A 16,380-nucleotide genomic window follows, 5' to 3' on the forward strand; every position below is an offset into this window, starting at 1 on the left:
GGCCGACGCGTACCGGAACCCCAGGTTTCGGTCGCTTCAGTCGCTTCAGTCGCTTCGGTCGCTTCGGTCGCTGCGGTCGCCGCAGCGGCTCGCTCGCGGCGGGGCCTCGGCCCCGCCGTCCGCCCGTTCCGCCATTCGGTCGCTTGAGTCGCTTCGGTCGCTTCGGTCGCTGCCCGGAGCGGGCGGGCGGCCGACGGACCGGCTCACCCGGCCCGGAAACCCGTTTGACCCGTCCGGCAGGATGGAGCCGTGATCTCCAAGGAACGCGCCGTCGAGCTCGTCGAGTCCTACCTCGCCGGAAGGACGGATCCGCGGGAGGGGCCGGTCCCCGAGCGGGTCGCCACGGCCGTGGAGGAGTACCCGGTCGGCTGGCTCGTCTTCTGGAGCTGGGAGCAGTCCTCGCGCACCCGCGCCGCCGGTGACGGGCTCGTCGGCACCGGCAGCCACCTGCTGGTCGACCGCGAGGACGGGAGCATCCACTACGTCGCCAACGCCTGGGGTCCGGACGAGGGCTGGCAGGAGCACTACCTCCTCGAAACCAAGGGCATCAGGCCGCCCGACCCCCTGGCCGCCGCCGTACGCGAGCTCGTACGGTCCGCCGGAACCGTCGCGGCCATGAGCCACCTGCGCAAGCAGGCCCCGAAGCTGAGCCCCCGGCAGGCGAAGGCGTACATCCTGTCCGTCCGGGACGGCTCCGAACCCCCGGAGGAACTGGCAAGCCTCACCCGCAAGCCCCCGACATGGACGCTGTGGCCCATCGACACGGTGGCGGGCCCGGTGGAGTGACCCGCGCGCCGACCGGGGAAGCGACGCACGAGCAACCCGGCGAAGACGTGCCGCGGGACCTGGGTCCCCGGCCCGCCCGGCTGCGCCGCCCCGCAGACCGGGGGTGGTTGAACGCGTTCAGAAACGACGGCGTAGGGTGCCTGTCATGAGCGAGCGCAACGCCCTCCTGCGGCGCATCCGTGTGTGGCTGGCCCTGTTCGCGGTCTGCCTGGTCCTCAGCGGCCTGACGGCATTCCCGCTGGTCACCGAACTCCACTGGCTTGACTCAGTGCTGACGAACGACTGGCTCCACCGGGTCCGCACCGGCCTCGACCAGGCTGACGCCTCGTACCCCTTCCTCCTCTACGGCACCGACTGGTTGGCCTTCGCCCACCTCGTCATCGCCGTCTTCTTCTACGGAGTCCACCGCGACCCGGTCCGCAACATCTGGATCGTCGAAGCGGGGCTGATCGCGTGCGCGGGCATCATCCCCCTCGCCCTGGTCTGCGGCCCGATCCGCGGCATCCCCTTCTCCTGGTCCCTGATCGACATGTCCTTCGGCCTCTTCGGCGCCGTCCCCCTGCTCCTCCTCCGCCGCATGATCAAGCGGCTGGAGTCCCTGCACCCCGCCCTGGCCGCCCCCGCCCGGCAGGCACCGGCGTCAGCTGCCTGAACCGGGTCGGCACCCGTCCCCGTGGGGTGCGGGGACGGGTGCCGACCGGCCTCGTCAGGCGATGTTGTTGAACTTCGTGCCCTCGCCCGTGTACAGGTTCGTGGTCTGGCGGGTGAAGGGGGTCGTGGCGGTGCCCGTCGAGCGGTAGACGGAGGTGGAGGTCGGGCCGTAGGCGATCAGGTCGGGGCGGCCGTCGGCCGTCACGTCGCCGGCGCCCACCAGGTGGGTGAACGCGTTCCAGCCGGCGCCGATCTTCACCCGCGTGGTGAAGTTGCCCGCGCCGTTGCCCTGGTAGAGCCACAGCACACCCGCCGTGTCGCGCGCGACCAGGTCCCCGGCCGTCGTGCCGGCGATGTTGCCGACCGCCGTGATCTGGTTGTAGATCTGCCAGCCGGAGCCGACCTTGACCCGGGCGGCGAAGGGGGCCGTGGCACTGCCGGTGCCCTTGTAGAGCCACAGCACGCCCGCCGTGTCGGTGGCGAGGAGGTCGGCGCGGCCGTCGCCGTTGAGGTCGCTGCCGCCGGTGAGCTTGTTGTAGATCTGCCAGCCGCTGCCCACCTTGGCGCGCGGGGCGAACGTACCGTCGCCCTTGCCCGTGTACAGCCACAGCACGCCCGAGCCGTCGCGGGCGACGAGGTCGCCCGTCGCGCTCCCGGCGAGGTTGCCCGCGGCCTCGATCTGGTTGTAGATCTGCCAGCCGGTGGCGACCTTGGTCCGCTGGGCGGTGTCCACCTGGCCGCTCGTCGCGGACGGCCAGTCGTAGAGGTCGTCGCGCCACAGCACGCCCGAAGCGTCGCGGGCGAGGACGTCCGTGGAGCCGTTGCCGTTGAAGTCGTGGGGGTTGGCCTTGCGCGTGACCTTGAAGCCGCCCGAGGCGGTGGCCGGGCCGCCGACCCCATCGGCCGGGGTGGCCGTGATCTGCCAGGTGTAGGCGCCGTTGGGGGCGCTGATGCCGTCGAGGATGCCGTCCCAGGCGAAGGAGAAACGGTTCTCGGCGGTCGGCTGGGCAAGGTGCCGGGTGAGCTTCCGGCCGGTGGCGGTGTGCGTGAGCGTCAGGTCCACGGTCGCGTTCGGGCGGGTGAGGGTCCACTCCATCGGGACGGTGGTGCCCGGCTTCTCCAGGTCCACGGCCGCCGGGACCTTCGTTCCGGCCACCTTGACGGCCAGGACCCGGCCGGTCTCGGCGAGCAGGGTGAGCTCCGGGGCGCCGCCGTCTCCGCTGGTGATGCGGAACAGGCCGTCGGCCTCGGCGGTGGCTCCGCGTACGAGCAGGCTGCCGTCGGGCGCGTGCGCCACGCTGGAGAAGTGCTCCAGGAGCTTGTACGGGGCGGCGGACTCGGTCTTGAGGTGACGGGCGTACAGCGGGTGCAGCGTCTGGACGTCGGCCGCCTGCCCCGGGACGCCGTACATGATCGTGTCGCCTTCGATGCCGGCGATGACCGCGTCCTTCATGGCGGCGTCGAGGAGGTAGTTCCGGAAGACCGCCCCGTCCACGGCGATGTGGGTGCCGTCGGCCCGGTAGTCGGTCCACGCCTTGTAGTCGGCGGCGTACGCGCCCGTGGACTGCTGCGTCCACTTGCCGGTGGCCGCCTGGTCCGTCAGGGGGCCGTCGGCGATGTTCGTCTGCGCCTTCCAGAACTGGGTGCGGTAGGTCGGCCCCGAGAACACCCGGTTGCTGCCGAGGAGGAGCATGTCGTACCCGGTGGAGGCCACGACCTTGTAGTCCACGCCGTAGGGGCCGACGAGGAACCCGGTCTTGGTCAGTTTCCCGCCGGACACGGCGACCTTCCACAGGTCGTCGTAGTCGGCCGTGGTCGGGACCGTCACGAAGAGGTTCCCGCCCACCACGCCGACCAGCTTCGCGCCCGCCTTGAACTCGGCCACGAGGTCGACGGTCACCGTCGCGGCGGCCGGGGAGCCGGGCTCGGCCGCCATGTCCCGTACGGACACGGTGGTGCCGCCGTCGCTGGTCACCACGTAGTCGGAGGTGCTGTCGTGGCCCACGACGCCCGTGCCGGTGGTGACCGGGACCAGCGAACCGTCGGCGTACCGGTGCCACTCCAGGACGGTGGCCCCGACCTCGTCCTTGCGGGAGGTGAGGTAGCCGCTGTCACCGGTGCTGACGATCTCGGCGCCGAGGGGCAGGGCCGCCACGTCGGTGGCGGAGGTGGCGGAGACGGCTGCGGTGGAGGCGGCTTCGACGGAGGCGGCCGGGGCAGCGGTGCGGGCGGTGGCGCCCGCGGCCGCCGCGGCCACCGCTCCGGGCGCGGCCAGCACGCCCGCACCGGCCGTCACGGCGAGAACGGTCGCTGCGGAGGCGGCGAGACGGCGGCGGCGGGTGGAGCGTACGGAAGTCAAGGAAGTCCCTCCTGATGAGCCGGGCGGCGGCAGCACGCGCATCTGTGCGCACTGCCGGATGAGACTCGCGAGAAGCGGAGGGGGTTGTACGAGTTGCTCGTGTTTCTTTTGTGGAGTCATGAGGGAGGAAGTGCGACGGTTCTAGCGCGGGATCACCCAGCTCGGCGTCCAGGTCCCGGCGGTGTCGCGGCCCCCCGCTGCGGCCGCGAGGTGGGCGCGGAGGGTGGCGAGTGCCGGGTGCGGGTTGTCGCGGTGCCAGAGGAGGGCGTGGGGGTAGACGGGGACCGGGTCGGTGACGGGGATGCGGCGCAGGCCGTGTCCGGCGGGCCAGACCAGGCGGGTGTCCCCGCCCGTGAAGGTGGCCAGGGCCGGGGTGTCGGCGATGGTGTCGAGGAGTACGTCGGAGCCGAAGTTGGGGCCGGTGGCCTCGATGGTGAGGCCGAACTCGGCGACCAGGTCCTCGTAGTAGGCGGTGCTGATGCTCGGCCCGCTCGGCTTCACGCCGTGGCAGTACGGGCTCGCGTTCGCCGCGCCCTCGGTCGGCGGACTGCTCGGTGCACGGCTGGCCGGGCCGCTGGTCGCACGGTTCGGGGAGCACCGGGTCCTGGCCGGGTCCGGGACGCTGCGCGCCCTGTGGCCGGTCGGCCTGGCCTTCCTGGGGCCGGGGACGGACGGGCTGCTCCTGGTGATCGGCATCGAACTCGGGCTGGTCTTCTGCTGCGCGGTCTTCAACCCCGTGTACGCCACGCACCGGCTGCGGCGGACCCCGGCCGACCGGGTCGCCCGTACGCTCTCCGCCTGGGCGGTGACGACGAAGGCCGCGGCCGCCCTGCTGACCGCCCTCTGGGGGGTCCTCGGCACCCTGCTCGGGCTGCGCACGGCCATCGGGCTCGCGGGGGTGCTCCTGCTGGCCACCCCCCTCCTGCTCCCGCTGCGGGCCGGCTGCCGGGCGGCTGCTCCATGAGGCCGGAGGCGGGGGCGGGCACGAAGGCGAAAGGCCGGAGTTCGCCCCGCCACGGTCAGCCGCCTGCCGTCGTCTCGGGGCTCCGCCCCGAACCCCGCTCCTCAAGCGCCCGGAGGGGGCTGGAGTTGGCCCGCCCCCGGGGCCAACACGCTCTGCAGGCCGACATGGCGGCTGGATCCAGACCCGCCAGCGGTCGGGGCCCCGCCGGGTACCGGCGGGGCCCCGCAAGATCAGCTCCCGCTCGGCGCCCCCTCGCAGAACACCGTCTTGATCAGACCCTCCACCAGCCGCGGAAACTGCTTCGCAGGATCGTCCGCCGCGTCCCCGCTCGTCACCGACGCGGTCAGCGTCCGGCTCCCGTCCGGCGAGGTGTACATCAGCGTCGCGTAGCCGTTCACGCTCCCGTTGTGGTGGAGGACCGTTCCTCCACAGGCCGGGCCCACGTCCTGGGCGAACAGCCCGAGCCCGTAGCCGTACTGGCCGCTCTTCGGGTGCGGGGTGCGCATCTCGGTCAGCAGCCGGGCCGGCAGCAGCCTGCCGCCCGCCAGCGCCGACATGAACCGGCTGAGGTCCTTCGTCGTCGAGATCATTTCTCCGGCCGCGGAGATCCAGGACGGGTTCTGGCTGCTCACGTCGAGCGTCTTCCACTTGCCGTCCGCGCCCTGGTACCGGTGGTACCCGTGCGCATGCGGCCCGGGGATCCACGGCCGGTCACCGGGTACGTACGTGCCGGTCAGCCCGAGCGGCCGGACGATCCGCCGCCGCATCTCCTCCCCGTACGGGCGTCCGGTGACCTTCTCGATCAGCAGGGCGGCCAGCACGTAGTTGGTGTTGGAGTAGCTCCAGCCGGTCCCGGGCTCGAACCGCGCCGGCTTGGCCAGCGCGAACCGTGCGAGCTCCTCCTTCCCGTATGTGTGGAACCGCTTGTCCACCCACTCCTGGCCCTGCCACGGGATCCCGGGCACGACCGTCCCGTCCTCGTGGTACTCGCCGGTGAAGTTGAAGACCCCGCTGGTGTGCTGGAGCAGCATCCGTACGGTGATCCGCCGGTCCAGCCCGAGCCCGGGCAGGTGGTCGGCGGCCGGGGAGTCCAGTCCGACCTTGCCCTCGGCCACGAGCTGGAGGACCACGGTCGAGACGAAGGTCTTGGTGGAGCTGCCGATGCGGAACAGCCCGTCCGTAGCCGGCTTGGCGTTCTCGCCGAGCTTGCGCACACCGGCGCTGCCGACCCAGTCGGCCCCGCGCTGCCGGTCGTGCACCCGTAACTGCATCCCGGCGAAGCCGGCGTCGACGAACTCCTGCACGGCCGCCTGGAGTTCAGGCCGATCGTTCGCCTGACCGGCCGTCCGGAGGACCGGTCGGCCGCCCGTCCGGCCGTTCGGCTGCTCGTACGTCCGGTCCGTCACGCGCTGCTGCCCGGCCCCGGCCCCGGCAGCAGCCGCGCCCGGTACGGCAGCCCCGGCGAGCAGCACGGCCGCCACGGCCGCAACCACCGCGCGGCGGGCCGTGCCCCTGGCCCCGCCGCGCGGTCTCCGGGCAGCAGCGGCGGACGCGTCGTACGCGGCGCGGGCAGGGCGGAAGGAGTCGCTCATGGTCGTTCCCCATCTCGTCATCGTCGGCAGAAAGTCCCGGGCCGCGCCCCGCACACGAGCACGAGCACGAGGAGGAGCACGCACGCATGCAGATGCACGACAGACACATGCACACACATGCACGACACGCACGACACGCACGCACAATTGCGCTCGAACGTACCGACGCGGCCACGGCGCCGAGTCTGCCCCCTGCCCCGAGGGCCGGGTCAACTCGCCCCCGGCGACGGTGCGGTGCAGCTCTCCGCGGCGGTGCTGCGCGGGTGCTCGCGCGACTGTTCCCGGACGCGCCTGCGTCCACGGACTGGTGGCCGACGCTGCTGTGGGCCACGGGGGCCGAGCTCCCCGGATACGGCCGTCTGACCAGATGGCGCCGGGACGGTACACCGCGCCGCTGGTCGGCGTACCCGGCCGTGGCGGCGGCCGTGCAACGCCTCTCAGGTATCAGAGGCCGGAAGGCTCAGAGGTCTCGAAGGTCTCGGAGCTCTCAGACGTTCAGGGGTCTCAGACGTTTCAGCCTCTCAGAGGGCTGAAGCGACGGGTTCGGTGGTGGGTTCGATGGCGGGTTTGGTGGCGGGTTTGGTGGCGGGTTCGGTGGCAGCCGCGGCGCGCACTGCCGCCGTGCCCTCGCCGGCGGGCACCCCGCCGAGCAGGGCGAACACCGAGTCCAGGCAGCCGGCGGCCTGGGCCGGGTCCGGGTTGACCTTGCGCATGATCTGCACGCCCTGGACCAGGTTCTGGAGGAGCCGGGCGCCGTCCCGGGGGGTGATCGCCGGGGAGAGTTCCCCGTCGCGCGCCGCGCGCTCCAGCTGCGCGGTGAACTGCTCTTCGGCGCTCTGCATGCTCGTGCGCGCCAGCTCGGCGACCTCGGCGTCGTGCGGCAGCAGTTCGGCGATGCTGTTCACGCTGAAGCACCCTGCGTTCCCGCATGCCGCGTCGGCGGCGAGGAGCCGGTCGAGGACCTCGCGGAGGCGGGCGAGCACGGGCCGCCCGTCCTCTTCGAGGGCGGTGGTGAGCAGCCGGTTCTGGTGGTCCAGGTAGCGGCCGAGGGCCCGCACGAACAGCTGGTGCTTGTCTCCGAAGGCCGCGTAGATCGAGCCGCGGCCCAGTCCCAGCTCTTCCACCAGATCGCTCATGGCCGTGGCCTCGTAGCCCTTGCGCCAGAACAGGAGCATTGCGCGGTTCAAAACCGCTTCTTCGTCAAACGTGCGTGGTCTCGCCATGTACCCCACGGTAGCGAAGACGTGGCCGGGAAGCAGCAGGTACTTGACCGTTCGTTCCAGAACTGTCTAAATTATGGAACGAGCGGTCCGGAATCCCCGTCCGAAGGTCACCCGGGCACGGACAGCGCTCGCACGAACGCGAACAAGGAGTCCCCCATGAAGGCAGCAGTCATCACCCAGTACGGCCAGGTCGGCGACGTGGTCCAGGTCACCGAGGCCCCCGTCCCCGCGGCCGGACCCCAGGACGTGCTGATCGAGGTCCGCGCGGCGGGGGTCAACCCGGTGGACCACCTGATCGTCAAGGGCTTCATGGCCGCGGGCGAACTGCCCGGCCCCGTGGTCATCGGCAGCGAGCTCGCGGGTGTCGTGGCCGCGGTCGGGGCCGAGGTAACCGAGTTCTCCGTGGGCGACGAGGTCTTCGCCCGGGTGGACCCGCGCGTCGGCGGCGCCTTCGCCGAGTACGTGGCCGTGAACCGCAGCCTGGTCGCCGCCAAGCCGGCCAACATCTCCTTCGAGGAAGCGGCCTCCCTGCCCCTGGTCGCCCTCACCGCCCTCCAGGCCCTGACCGAGCAGTCCGACGTACGGGCCGGCAGCCGCGTGCTGATCCACGGCGGCGCCGGCGGGGTCGGCTCGGCCGCCGTCCAGATCGCCAAGCAGCTCGGCGCGGAGGTCGTGGCCACCGCGGGCACCGGCAGCACGGACCTCGTCCGCTCCCTCGGCGCCGACCAGGTGATCGACTACCGTGCAGAGGAGTTCGACGAGATCCTCTCCGGGATCGACGTGGTCCTCGACACCATCGGCGGCGAGACCCAGGAGCGCTCGCTGCGCGTGCTCAAGCCGGGCGGCAGCCTGGTGTCGATCGTCCCCGTCCCGGACGCCGAGGCCAAGAAGGCCGAGTGGAACGTCGACGTCCGCAGCTTCCTCATGCGCCCCCACGGCGAGCAGCTGGCCCGCCTGGCCGCCCTCGTCGAGTCCGGCCACCTCCGCCCGGTCGTCGAGACGGTCTTCCCGCTGGACGAGACCCCCGCCGCCCTCCTGAAGGTCGAACGCGGCGGCGCCCGCGGCAAGACGGTCATCGGAGTCAGCGCCTGAGGCCCCACTGGCCGCCCGATCCTCCTCCTTTCCCCCCCGCTCCCCCCGAGAGGGGGGGCTCATGCAGGGCTGAGGCTTCGGTTCAAGACGGATCCTGCAAGCGGCGGGGGACGGTGGGAGGTCGGGTGGGTGGCCGAGTGCGGGTGGTTGGGGGTGGGCGTGGGGTGGGCGGGGTGGAGCGTGGGAGCGGGTTGGGGGTTGGGTCGCTTCGGTCGCTTTGGTCGCTGCTTTGGGGAGCGGGGGTCAGCGGCGGTTGACGGTTCAGTCGCTGCGGATGGCTTCAGTCGCTTTGGTCGCTGCAGGTTGGAGGGGTAGCGACTAAAGGAGCAGCGACCGAAATCGTTCAGTCGCTGGTTCAGTCGCTGAGTGTTTGTGCAGGTCAGCGGTGTGATCAGAGGTGGATAGCGACCGAAGCGACTCAAGTTCCTGCATATGAAGACATTCGCGTGTGCGTGTGCGTGTCATAGATGGGACCCTTCAGTCGCTTCAGTCGCTATTTTGGGGTCTGGACCCCGGTTGACCTGCGAAGATGGGGTAGCGACTGAAGCAGCGACTGAAAAAGTTCAGTCGCTGGTGTCTACGCGTTCAGTCGCTGAGGCCCGTCGGGCACGGGAGCGGGGGCTCGTGGGCTGCGACCGTCACTCGTTCGCCACACCGGGATGCTCCCTCCTCCAGGTGTGATCGTCCGCTAGGGTGTGCTTGCCCCATTGTTGAGCTTGAGTCGCTTCGGTCGCTGTTGGAGTCACACATGGCCCCTGAGCTGCAGTTTTCTTGCAGCGACCCAAGGACCGGCTCAGTCGCTGACGTACGGAAAGACCCGTGACCCGCCGCGCCGCAGGATTCGATGGACCCGAGAGCCGCTCGGTCGCTCGATGGTGCGCCGAGCGGGGTTGGCCTGTGCACCCGCTGGCCGCAGGGCAGAAGACTCCGCCGAAGAACTGCATGCTCTGCCAGGCCCACAGCCATCAGCCGGCGGACTGCCAGTGCATCCCGGCCGGGCGGTGGTGCCACGGGTTCCACGCCGCCACCACCGATCTCGCACGGATCGAGAACTGGTGGGGTGCTCAGCCGGGCTTCGGTGTGGGGGTCGCCACCGGTGCGGCCGGGCTGGTCGTCATCGACATCGATGCGCACGGCGGAGAGGTCCCGGCGCGGGACCGGATCCTTCCCGGCATCCACATCGGCGACCACGTCGACCTGAGCGGACTCGCGAGCGGATTCCACACGCTCGCCGTGCTCGCGGCGCTGCGCGGGGCACCGGATCCTGCGTGGGACGAGGAGACCCTGCGGGTGCGCACGCCTTCGGGGGGACTGCACTTGTGGTACCGCGTGGGCGAAGGGCGCCAGTGGCACTGCTCGTCGGGAGCGAGCCGGACGCGTGCACTCGCGTGGCAGGTCGACGTACGGGCCACCGGCGGGTACGTCGTCGCGCCCGGGACCGTCACGAAGGCGGGGACGTACGAGCTGCTCGGGACCTGTCGTACGCCCGGTGAGCTGCCGCAGTGGCTCGCCGACGAACTCGTGCGCACCGGACACCTGGTGGGGGCGGGGGCGGAGAAGCCGGCGAAGGCTTCGAGGAGCGGGCGGGTTTCGGCCCACGGTCCGACGCCCGCGTCGGCGGCGGGTACCGCCCGTGGCACGGCTCGGGGGGCTGCTTCGGCGACGGGTTCGGCGACGGGTTCGAGGACTGCGGAAGCGGCTGAGGGGGCGCAGAAGGCCAGGAGCCGTACGACGGCCCCTGTGCGCCCGCGAGAGGGCGTCAAGGGGGCTGGTGGCCCCAACACCCCATCCGGGGGCCGGAAGAGCCCCAGAGGGGCACAGAAGGCCGCTGTGGCCGCTTTGTCGACGGTGCTGGCCGAAGTCGCCGCGTGCAGCAGCCAGAGCCACGGAACGGGCTTTTCGGAGAAGTTGAACCGGGCCGCGTATACGGTGGGCGGGCTCGTGGCCGCCGGGCACATCGAGGAGGCCGCGGGAGCGGAGGCGCTGCGCGTCGCCGCCGAGCACGCGCGCCCCGGCCAGGGTGCACGTGCACAGCAGATCATCGTCAGTGGGATGACCGCGGGGCGGCAGAAGCCCCTGTACGCAGGGGGGCGTTGATGACGAACCCCGGTGGCGACTTCGACCCGGTGGCCGTGGCCCGGCAGATCCTCCAGGGCGCACCGCAGCAGCTGGAGTTTCCCGGTCAGCTGGAGCAGGCGGAGGACGACGGGCGGGACGGCGGGACCTTGGACGCGGGCCGTGCCGAACAGGCCGGTCACAGCGGCCATGGCGGCCAGAGCGGGCCTGGCGGGCAGACCGGCCAGGTCGAACTGCCCGCACAGCAGGGGCCTGCGGCCGCGGGCGCAGGGAGCACGGCTTCCGGCGGCGCCGCGGCAGCCGAGCCCGCCGCCACCCCCCGCGTGCCCGCCGGCCGGTCCGCCTCGCACGGCCTGATGCCGGACAGCCTCACCGACCGGGGCAACGCCAAGCTGTTCGTACGCCTTTACGGGCGCGAGTACCGGCACATCCCGGGCCTCGGCTGGTACCGGTGGATCGGTCACCGGTGGGAGCTCGACGAGGACGACACCGTCATGTGGGCGGCCGGGGAGATGGCCGAGCAGCTCACCGAGCACGACCCCGAGGGCATCCACACCACCACCAACCTGCGCCAGCACCGCCGACGCGCCCTGTCCACCTCGGGCATGAAGGCCATGCTGATGCAGGCCAAGTCCGCGCCGGGCATGGTGCTGAGCGCCACCCAGCTCGACGCCGACCCGTACGCGCTCTGCACGCCGGGCGGTGTCGTGGACCTGCGGACGGGTGCGGTCATCGCCCCGGACCCGGGCAAGCACTACCACTCCCGGGCCACTTCGGTCGCCCCCGAGAACATCCCCACCCCGCGCTGGCAGATGTTCCTGGAGGACACCTTCGGGGACGACGCCGAGGGCAAGGAGGTCATCAGCTTCCTGCACCTGCTGCTCGGCTACTCGATCACCGGTGACGTGGGCGCGCAGATCATGCCGTTCCTCTACGGCATGGGAAAGAACGGCAAGTCGGTCCTCCTGGACGTGATGGTGAAGCTGCTCGGCGACTACGCCGACGCGGCCCCGCCCGGCTTCCTGATGGCCAAGCCGTTCGAGGGGCACCCCACCGACCTCGCCGAACTGCACGGCCGGCGCGTGATCGTGTGCTCCGAGCTCAAGCCCGGGGACCGGTTCGACGAGGCCCGCGTCAAGCTGCTGACCGGTGGCGACCGCATCAAGGCGCGCCGGATGCGCCAGGACTTCTTCAGCTTCGACCCGACGCACAAGCTGTGGCTGCTCGGCAACCACCGCCCCGAGGTCGGCACCGGCGGTTTCGCCTTCTGGCGGCGCATGCGGCTGATCCCGTTCGAGCGGGTCGTCCCCGACCACCGCAAGGTCGACAACCTCGCGGACGCGCTCGTCAACGAGGAGGGTCCGGGCATCCTGGCCTGGCTGATCGACGGCGCGCGCCGGTACCTTGGCGGCGAGAAGGATCTCACCGGACCGGACAAGGTCCGGATCGCGACGACCGCCTACGCCGAGACCGAGGACCACATGGGCCGCTTCATCAGCGAAGCGTGCGTGTTGCAGTCCGGTCTGCGAGCCGAGCAGACCCGGATGTACCAGGCGTACCGTCAGTGGTGTGCCGACGAGGGTGCCAACCCGGTGACCTCGCGCGCGTTCGCGGCCCGGGTCCGGGAAACCCTCGGCATGAGCAGCCCGAAGGGCATGCTCACCTCGAATCAGCGGAAGTACTACCCCGGCATCGGTCTGATGGCCGACCCGGACCAGGAGGAGGAGGGTACGTGAGCGCGCTTATCGAACCCCAGCAGATCGCTCACGAACACGAGATCGTCTGGCTCGAGTCCATCGACGGCCTCGACTACGTACGGCAGAGCCTGGACCGGCTGCAGACCCGCCGCGGCAAGCCGCCGTACCACCGCGACGGCCGCATGGTCGGCTACGCGACCCTCGCCTCCAGCGCCCGCGCCTCCCGGGCCTCGGGGACCTTCCTGCGGCGGGTGTTCTGGCTCCTCCCCCACGACCGCGACCAGCAGCCCGACGGCAGTTACGCCTCCAGCTCCCCGTCGGAGGCCATCGACCCGCGCACGATCGCGCCGAAGGTGACGGGTCACAAGACGCAGCGCTCGGCGGGCCCGCCGTCGGCGGCGATGCGCGAGCTGGGGATAACTCTTCCGGAGAGCTGAGGAGTTGCCCGCCCCCGTCCCCGTCCCCGTCCCTGCCCCCGGCCCGTCCCCGCTCACGACCGGAGGGCCGCGAGGGCGGCGAGGGCCGCGGTGACGGCCGCGGAGAGGGTGAGCACGGCGGCGAACGCGGTGGCCGCGCGCAGGATCGCGGCCGGGTAGGTGGCCCCGTCGAGACGGGCGAGCTTGCCCGCGCCGGCTGCGACCAGGACGGCCAGCACGAGGACCACGGCGATGGCGAGCAGGACGGTGGTGAGGGCACCGGACACGACGACTCCCTGAATGCGGTTGGATCCGGGCCTGGTTGGGCCCGATGGGTCGAAGGTCCCCGAGAACGTGTTCGCCGGGGTTCGGACCGGCCGAAGACGAACACCGGCGAACATCCTTGAACACCCTGCTTGAACATCCCCTCTGAACACCCTTGTGCGGAGCGGCCGTCCGGCCGCTGCTCCCCCGCCCCCTCCCGCGGCCAGGGGTACGAGGGCCGAGCGGTGGGCGTCGACGCTTCGAATCCGCAGCCCGGTCAAGCCGGTCAAGGGGGAGTCGCGCAGCTTGCCGTGGAGCACGCGGAGCAGCGGGGTTGCCGAGGTCTTCCGGGCCCGCGCCGGCGATACGAGCGTTGCCGAGCTCGGCGCGGAGCGCCGGCCCGGCCATGCTGAGGCCCCCGCTCGATCCGGAGCCCGCGGAGGAGGCCTTCAGGATGTCCAGCGGACTCCCTGCGGCCGGTACGTCGTCCTCTGTCGCTGGCCCCTGCGGCCGCTTCCTCTTCCCGGCCGTGCGACGGCCAGGGCTCGCTGATGCCCAGCGGCGCTCCGTCCCCCGTGTGGCCGTCCGGCGTGGCCGGATGGCTCTGGGCATGACAGCCTGCCCGACCGCGGTCGCGACCGCCGCCGAGGGAGAAGTGGCGGATCCGGCCACCGCTGCGACGGGACGACGGATCCCGCCGGGCGGCTGCTTTCAAAACCCGGTTTTGAAAATCGGCCTGGAGGGGCGCCGGGCTCAGGCCCCCGGGAGCCGCTTCTCGAACCAGTGGTCCGGGTACGGGGAGTCGTTGTACGCGGGGATCTCCGCGTAGCCGTGGCGCTCGTACAGGGCGCGGGCCTCCACCAGGTCGCTGCGGGTGTCCAGCACCAGCCGCCGCGCGCCGAGGCCTCGGGCGGCCGTCTCGACCGCGGCCATGAGGAGGTCCGCTCCCCCTTTGCCGCGCATCTCCTTGCGGAGGAAGACCCGTTTCACCTCCGCCGTGCCCGGCTCCAGCAGGTGCACCCCGGCACAGCCCACCGCCTCCCCCTCGTACCGCGCGATGAGCAGCGCACCGGAGGGCGGCCCGAACTCGGCGCCGGTGGCCGCGAGGATCTCCCGCTCCAGCTCCTCGGAGTCGTCCCTCGGGAGCCCGTACTCGCGCTGGTACCAGCGGTCGCTGAGCTCCGTGTAGTACGCCCGCCAGAGCGCGAGTGCGGCGGGGGAGTCGAAGGGTTCGGGGGCGACCGTCCACGGCGTCATGGCGCTGATCGTCGGGCGGGGCTTCGGGGGCGCGCAACCGGATTACGGCCGGGTGGCCGGGGGCGGAAACGGGCGGAGTTCAAAACCGGGTTTTGAAAGCACCGGCCTTCCGGCCCTCGGCTCCCCTGCCTCCGGCCGCCCGACGACCGCCCCGAGGCCGTTCTTCAAAACCGGGTTTTGAAGAACGGGCGGGCAAGCGCGGAGAGAGGGGCGGCTGCGGCTGCGCGGTCTCAAGGGCGGGTCGCGTCCGGGCCCCCGAAGGGCGGGGCGATGAGGGGGTCGAAGGGGTCGCCCTCGGGTCCGATCACGCGGCAGGTCTCGGCTGCCGGGCCGCGGGAGAGTTCGGCGAGCCGGGTCAGGGCCGCCGTTTCGGACGGCAGTCCGGCCGGGTCGAGACCGAGTGCCCGGGCCGCGCGGTCGCGGCTCGCGTCGAGGCCGGGGCGGGCTGCCCGGACCTCCTCGGCTGTGGCTGTCCGGCCGAGCGCGTCCCGCCACCAGGGCGCCACGAGACACAGCTCCGCCAACTCCCCCAGGCCGAGCGCGAGCGGGCCGGCCTCCCCGTCGAGGCCGACGTACACGACGGGGCGTTCCTCGCCGCCTTCGCCGACGAAGCAGTACGCGTCCCCCGAGCCGGCCCGGGCGAACTGCTCCAGCCGCGCTCCGGAGGCGAGTCGGACTCCGTCCTCCAGGGCGTGGGCGGCGGGATCGGTCGCGTCGAGATCCGCGACTCCGGCGAAGTACCGGATGACGGTCGCGTCGCTGCCGAGGAGTGCGAGGAGCGGGGTGGGGACGGCGCGGGTGTCGGGTGGGTGCGGGGTGTCCATCCGGGCACCGTATCCGGGGCGGTCCGGGAGGTGTTCCGGCGACGGGCCGGGGGTGTTCCGGGGGTGTTCCGGGCGGCCGGATGTGGCCCCCGCTCGCCGGTTCTTCAAAACCGGGTTTTGAAAACGAGGGCGAGCCGCCTCCGTCCGTCCCGCCTCCGTCCGTCCCGCCGCCGAGCCCCCGTCCGGTCCCGCTGCGGTCGCCGACAGGCGGCCGTTTTTCAAAACCGGGTTTTGAAACGGGGCACGGCCGCAGCCGGGTCAGCCCCGCGGCGAGCGCCCCTCCCCCACCGGCCCCTGGGGCTGGTCGTCGGGCGTTGAGGCGGCAGCCGTTCTAGCCGAGGGGTGGGAGGAGGCGCGTGGCTTCGTCGCGGACGCCGGGGTCGGGGTCGGAGGTCAGGGCGCGGAGTTGAGCGGTGAGCTCGCCGAGGTCCTCGGGGGTTTGCCAGCGGGGGTCGCAGTCGAGCTCGGCACTGAGCTGGTCGGCGGTTGCCGTGCTGGACGCGACCGCCCGGGCAGCGAGTACGGCACGGAGCCCGTCCGGGTCTCTGCGTGCCAGGAGCGCCACAGCCGTATCCGAGGTCACGCCGGTGTCCTGGGCGTCGAGCAGGAGCCGGTGGAGGATGCCGCCGACGGACTCGATCCGCGGTGCCGTCGCCAGACGCCGCCCTGCGGCCGCCCGGACGGACCACTCCGGGGAGTCGGCGCCCGCGATGGCATCGGCCAGTTCTTGATCTCTGGAAGCTTCCACGGCACCAGTGTGCGGGGGCGCGTGGAGCACCGGTCCGCCGGCCCCAGGACTCCCCCAGGATGCCCCGGTTTCAAAACCGGGTTTTGAAACCGGGGGCTTGGTGGGCCGCGGTGAGGGGTCTGGGTGGTGGGTCGTGTCGTGGGTGTGGTGGGGGATTTCCTGGGGCGGGTGCTGCTGGGTGTCGGCGGGCTGGTCGACACGAACCGTGGAGAGGTTTTTTCGGTGGGGGAGTGGCTGGCGTTCACTGGAGGCCCGGAGGGGGCTGCGCCGGGTTCGGAGCACGGAGGCGGGGCTCGCTTTCAAAACCGGGTTTTGAAGCCGGGGGCTTGGTGGGTCGCGGTGAGGGGTCTGGGTGGTGGGTCGTGTCGTGGGTGTGGTGGGGGATTTCCTGGGGCGGGTGCTGCTGGGTGTCGGCGGGCTGGTCGACACGA

General features: G+C 72.0%; 13 protein-coding genes and 2 pseudogenes. 7 read left to right on the top strand and 8 right to left on the bottom strand.

What is annotated here, in order from left to right; translation table 11 throughout:
• Window positions 1-249 precede the first annotated feature (249 nt).
• Together ACZ407_RS15865 and ACZ407_RS15870 are read left to right on the top strand one after the other, a co-directional pair.
• On the top strand, window positions 250-786 hold the full coding sequence (locus tag ACZ407_RS15865) for a YrhB domain-containing protein (protein WP_468128657.1): 537 nt from the start codon (window positions 250-252) through the stop codon (window positions 784-786).
• A gap of 145 nt (window positions 787-931) precedes the next feature.
• A complete protein-coding gene (locus ACZ407_RS15870; protein ID WP_468128658.1) occupies window positions 932-1,438 on the top strand; it encodes a hypothetical protein in 507 nt (168 codons plus the stop codon).
• A gap of 54 nt (window positions 1,439-1,492) precedes the next feature.
• Here the strand turns inward: ACZ407_RS15870 and ACZ407_RS15875 are convergent, their stop codons facing one another.
• Entirely contained in the window at window positions 1,493-3,796 is a 2,304-nt protein-coding gene (locus tag ACZ407_RS15875; protein ID WP_468128659.1) for an FG-GAP repeat domain-containing protein, read from the bottom strand.
• A gap of 141 nt (window positions 3,797-3,937) precedes the next feature.
• Window positions 3,938-4,270 (bottom strand): annotated as a pseudogene (locus ACZ407_RS15880) (type 2 periplasmic-binding domain-containing protein); the annotation flags it as partial.
• Between ACZ407_RS15880 and ACZ407_RS15885 the strand changes: the two are divergent.
• Window positions 4,266-4,760: pseudogene (locus ACZ407_RS15885) on the top strand (MFS transporter); the annotation flags it as partial. The pseudogenes ACZ407_RS15880 and ACZ407_RS15885 sit on opposite strands and share 5 nt — an antisense overlap.
• 230 nt (window positions 4,761-4,990) lie before the next feature.
• Here the strand turns inward: ACZ407_RS15885 and ACZ407_RS15890 are convergent.
• Together ACZ407_RS15890 and ACZ407_RS15895 are read right to left on the bottom strand one after the other, a co-directional pair.
• Window positions 4,991-6,352 (bottom strand): serine hydrolase domain-containing protein, encoded by a 1,362-nt coding sequence (locus ACZ407_RS15890; protein WP_468128660.1) that lies wholly within the window; start codon window positions 6,350-6,352, stop codon window positions 4,991-4,993.
• A 521-nt stretch (window positions 6,353-6,873) separates the two neighbouring features.
• Window positions 6,874-7,539 carry a TetR/AcrR family transcriptional regulator gene (locus ACZ407_RS15895; RefSeq protein ID WP_468128661.1) on the bottom strand — a complete coding sequence of 222 codons (666 nt, stop codon included), beginning with the start codon at window positions 7,537-7,539 and terminating at the stop codon, window positions 6,874-6,876.
• A 192-nt stretch (window positions 7,540-7,731) separates the two neighbouring features.
• Between ACZ407_RS15895 and ACZ407_RS15900 the strand changes: the two genes are divergently transcribed.
• The 4 genes from ACZ407_RS15900 to ACZ407_RS15915 all read left to right on the top strand — a co-directional run bounded on the left by ACZ407_RS15900 (window position 7,732) and on the right by ACZ407_RS15915 (window position 12,877).
• Window positions 7,732-8,667: an NADP-dependent oxidoreductase gene (locus tag ACZ407_RS15900; RefSeq protein ID WP_468128662.1), complete on the top strand. Its 936-nt coding sequence runs from the start codon at window positions 7,732-7,734 to the stop codon at window positions 8,665-8,667.
• Window positions 8,668-9,486: 819 nt separating this feature from the next.
• Window positions 9,487-10,764 carry a bifunctional DNA primase/polymerase gene (locus tag ACZ407_RS15905; RefSeq protein WP_468128663.1) on the top strand — a complete coding sequence of 426 codons (1,278 nt, stop codon included), beginning with the start codon at window positions 9,487-9,489 and terminating at the stop codon, window positions 10,762-10,764.
• A 335-nt stretch (window positions 10,765-11,099) separates the two neighbouring features.
• Entirely contained in the window at window positions 11,100-12,479 is a 1,380-nt protein-coding gene (locus ACZ407_RS15910; protein WP_468128746.1) for a DNA primase family protein, read from the top strand.
• Window positions 12,476-12,877 (top strand): DUF6009 family protein, encoded by a 402-nt coding sequence (locus ACZ407_RS15915; protein WP_468128664.1) that lies wholly within the window; start codon window positions 12,476-12,478, stop codon window positions 12,875-12,877. Before ACZ407_RS15910 ends, ACZ407_RS15915 begins: the two co-directional genes overlap by 4 nt.
• 53 nt (window positions 12,878-12,930) lie before the next feature.
• On the opposite strand, the gene ACZ407_RS15920 is transcribed toward ACZ407_RS15915, so the two are convergent.
• The 4 genes from ACZ407_RS15920 to ACZ407_RS15935 all read right to left on the bottom strand — a co-directional run bounded on the left by ACZ407_RS15920 (window position 12,931) and on the right by ACZ407_RS15935 (window position 15,949).
• The gene (locus ACZ407_RS15920; RefSeq protein ID WP_468128665.1) at window positions 12,931-13,143 is read right to left on the bottom strand and encodes a hypothetical protein; all 213 of its coding nucleotides are present in this window, start codon (window positions 13,141-13,143) and stop codon (window positions 12,931-12,933) included.
• Between the two features lie 730 nt (window positions 13,144-13,873).
• Window positions 13,874-14,377 (bottom strand): GNAT family N-acetyltransferase, encoded by a 504-nt coding sequence (locus ACZ407_RS15925; protein WP_468128666.1) that lies wholly within the window; start codon window positions 14,375-14,377, stop codon window positions 13,874-13,876.
• A 230-nt stretch (window positions 14,378-14,607) separates the two neighbouring features.
• The gene (locus ACZ407_RS15930; RefSeq protein WP_468128667.1) at window positions 14,608-15,201 is read right to left on the bottom strand and encodes a hypothetical protein; all 594 of its coding nucleotides are present in this window, start codon (window positions 15,199-15,201) and stop codon (window positions 14,608-14,610) included.
• Between the two features lie 331 nt (window positions 15,202-15,532).
• Window positions 15,533-15,949, bottom strand: a complete 417-nt coding sequence (locus ACZ407_RS15935; RefSeq protein WP_468128668.1) for a hypothetical protein — start codon at window positions 15,947-15,949, stop codon at window positions 15,533-15,535.
• Window positions 15,950-16,380 lie beyond the last annotated feature (431 nt).

This window comes from Streptomyces sp. NPDC030809 (assembly GCF_055572195.1).

Bases quoted from the DNA above. Each gene is read 5' to 3' on its own strand.
- ACZ407_RS15870 (WP_468128658.1), top strand. From the start codon at position 932: ATGAGCGAGCGCAACGCCCTCCTGCGGCGCATCCGTGTGTGGCTGGCC.
- ACZ407_RS15890 (WP_468128660.1), bottom strand. From the start codon at position 6,352: ATGAGCGACTCCTTCCGCCCTGCCCGCGCCGCGTACGACGCGTCCGCC.
- ACZ407_RS15900 (WP_468128662.1), top strand. From the start codon at position 7,732: ATGAAGGCAGCAGTCATCACCCAGTACGGCCAGGTCGGCGACGTGGTC.
- ACZ407_RS15910 (WP_468128746.1), top strand. From the start codon at position 11,100: ATGCCGGACAGCCTCACCGACCGGGGCAACGCCAAGCTGTTCGTACGC.
- ACZ407_RS15925 (WP_468128666.1), bottom strand. From the start codon at position 14,377: ATGACGCCGTGGACGGTCGCCCCCGAACCCTTCGACTCCCCCGCCGCA.
- ACZ407_RS15930 (WP_468128667.1), bottom strand. From the start codon at position 15,201: ATGGACACCCCGCACCCACCCGACACCCGCGCCGTCCCCACCCCGCTC.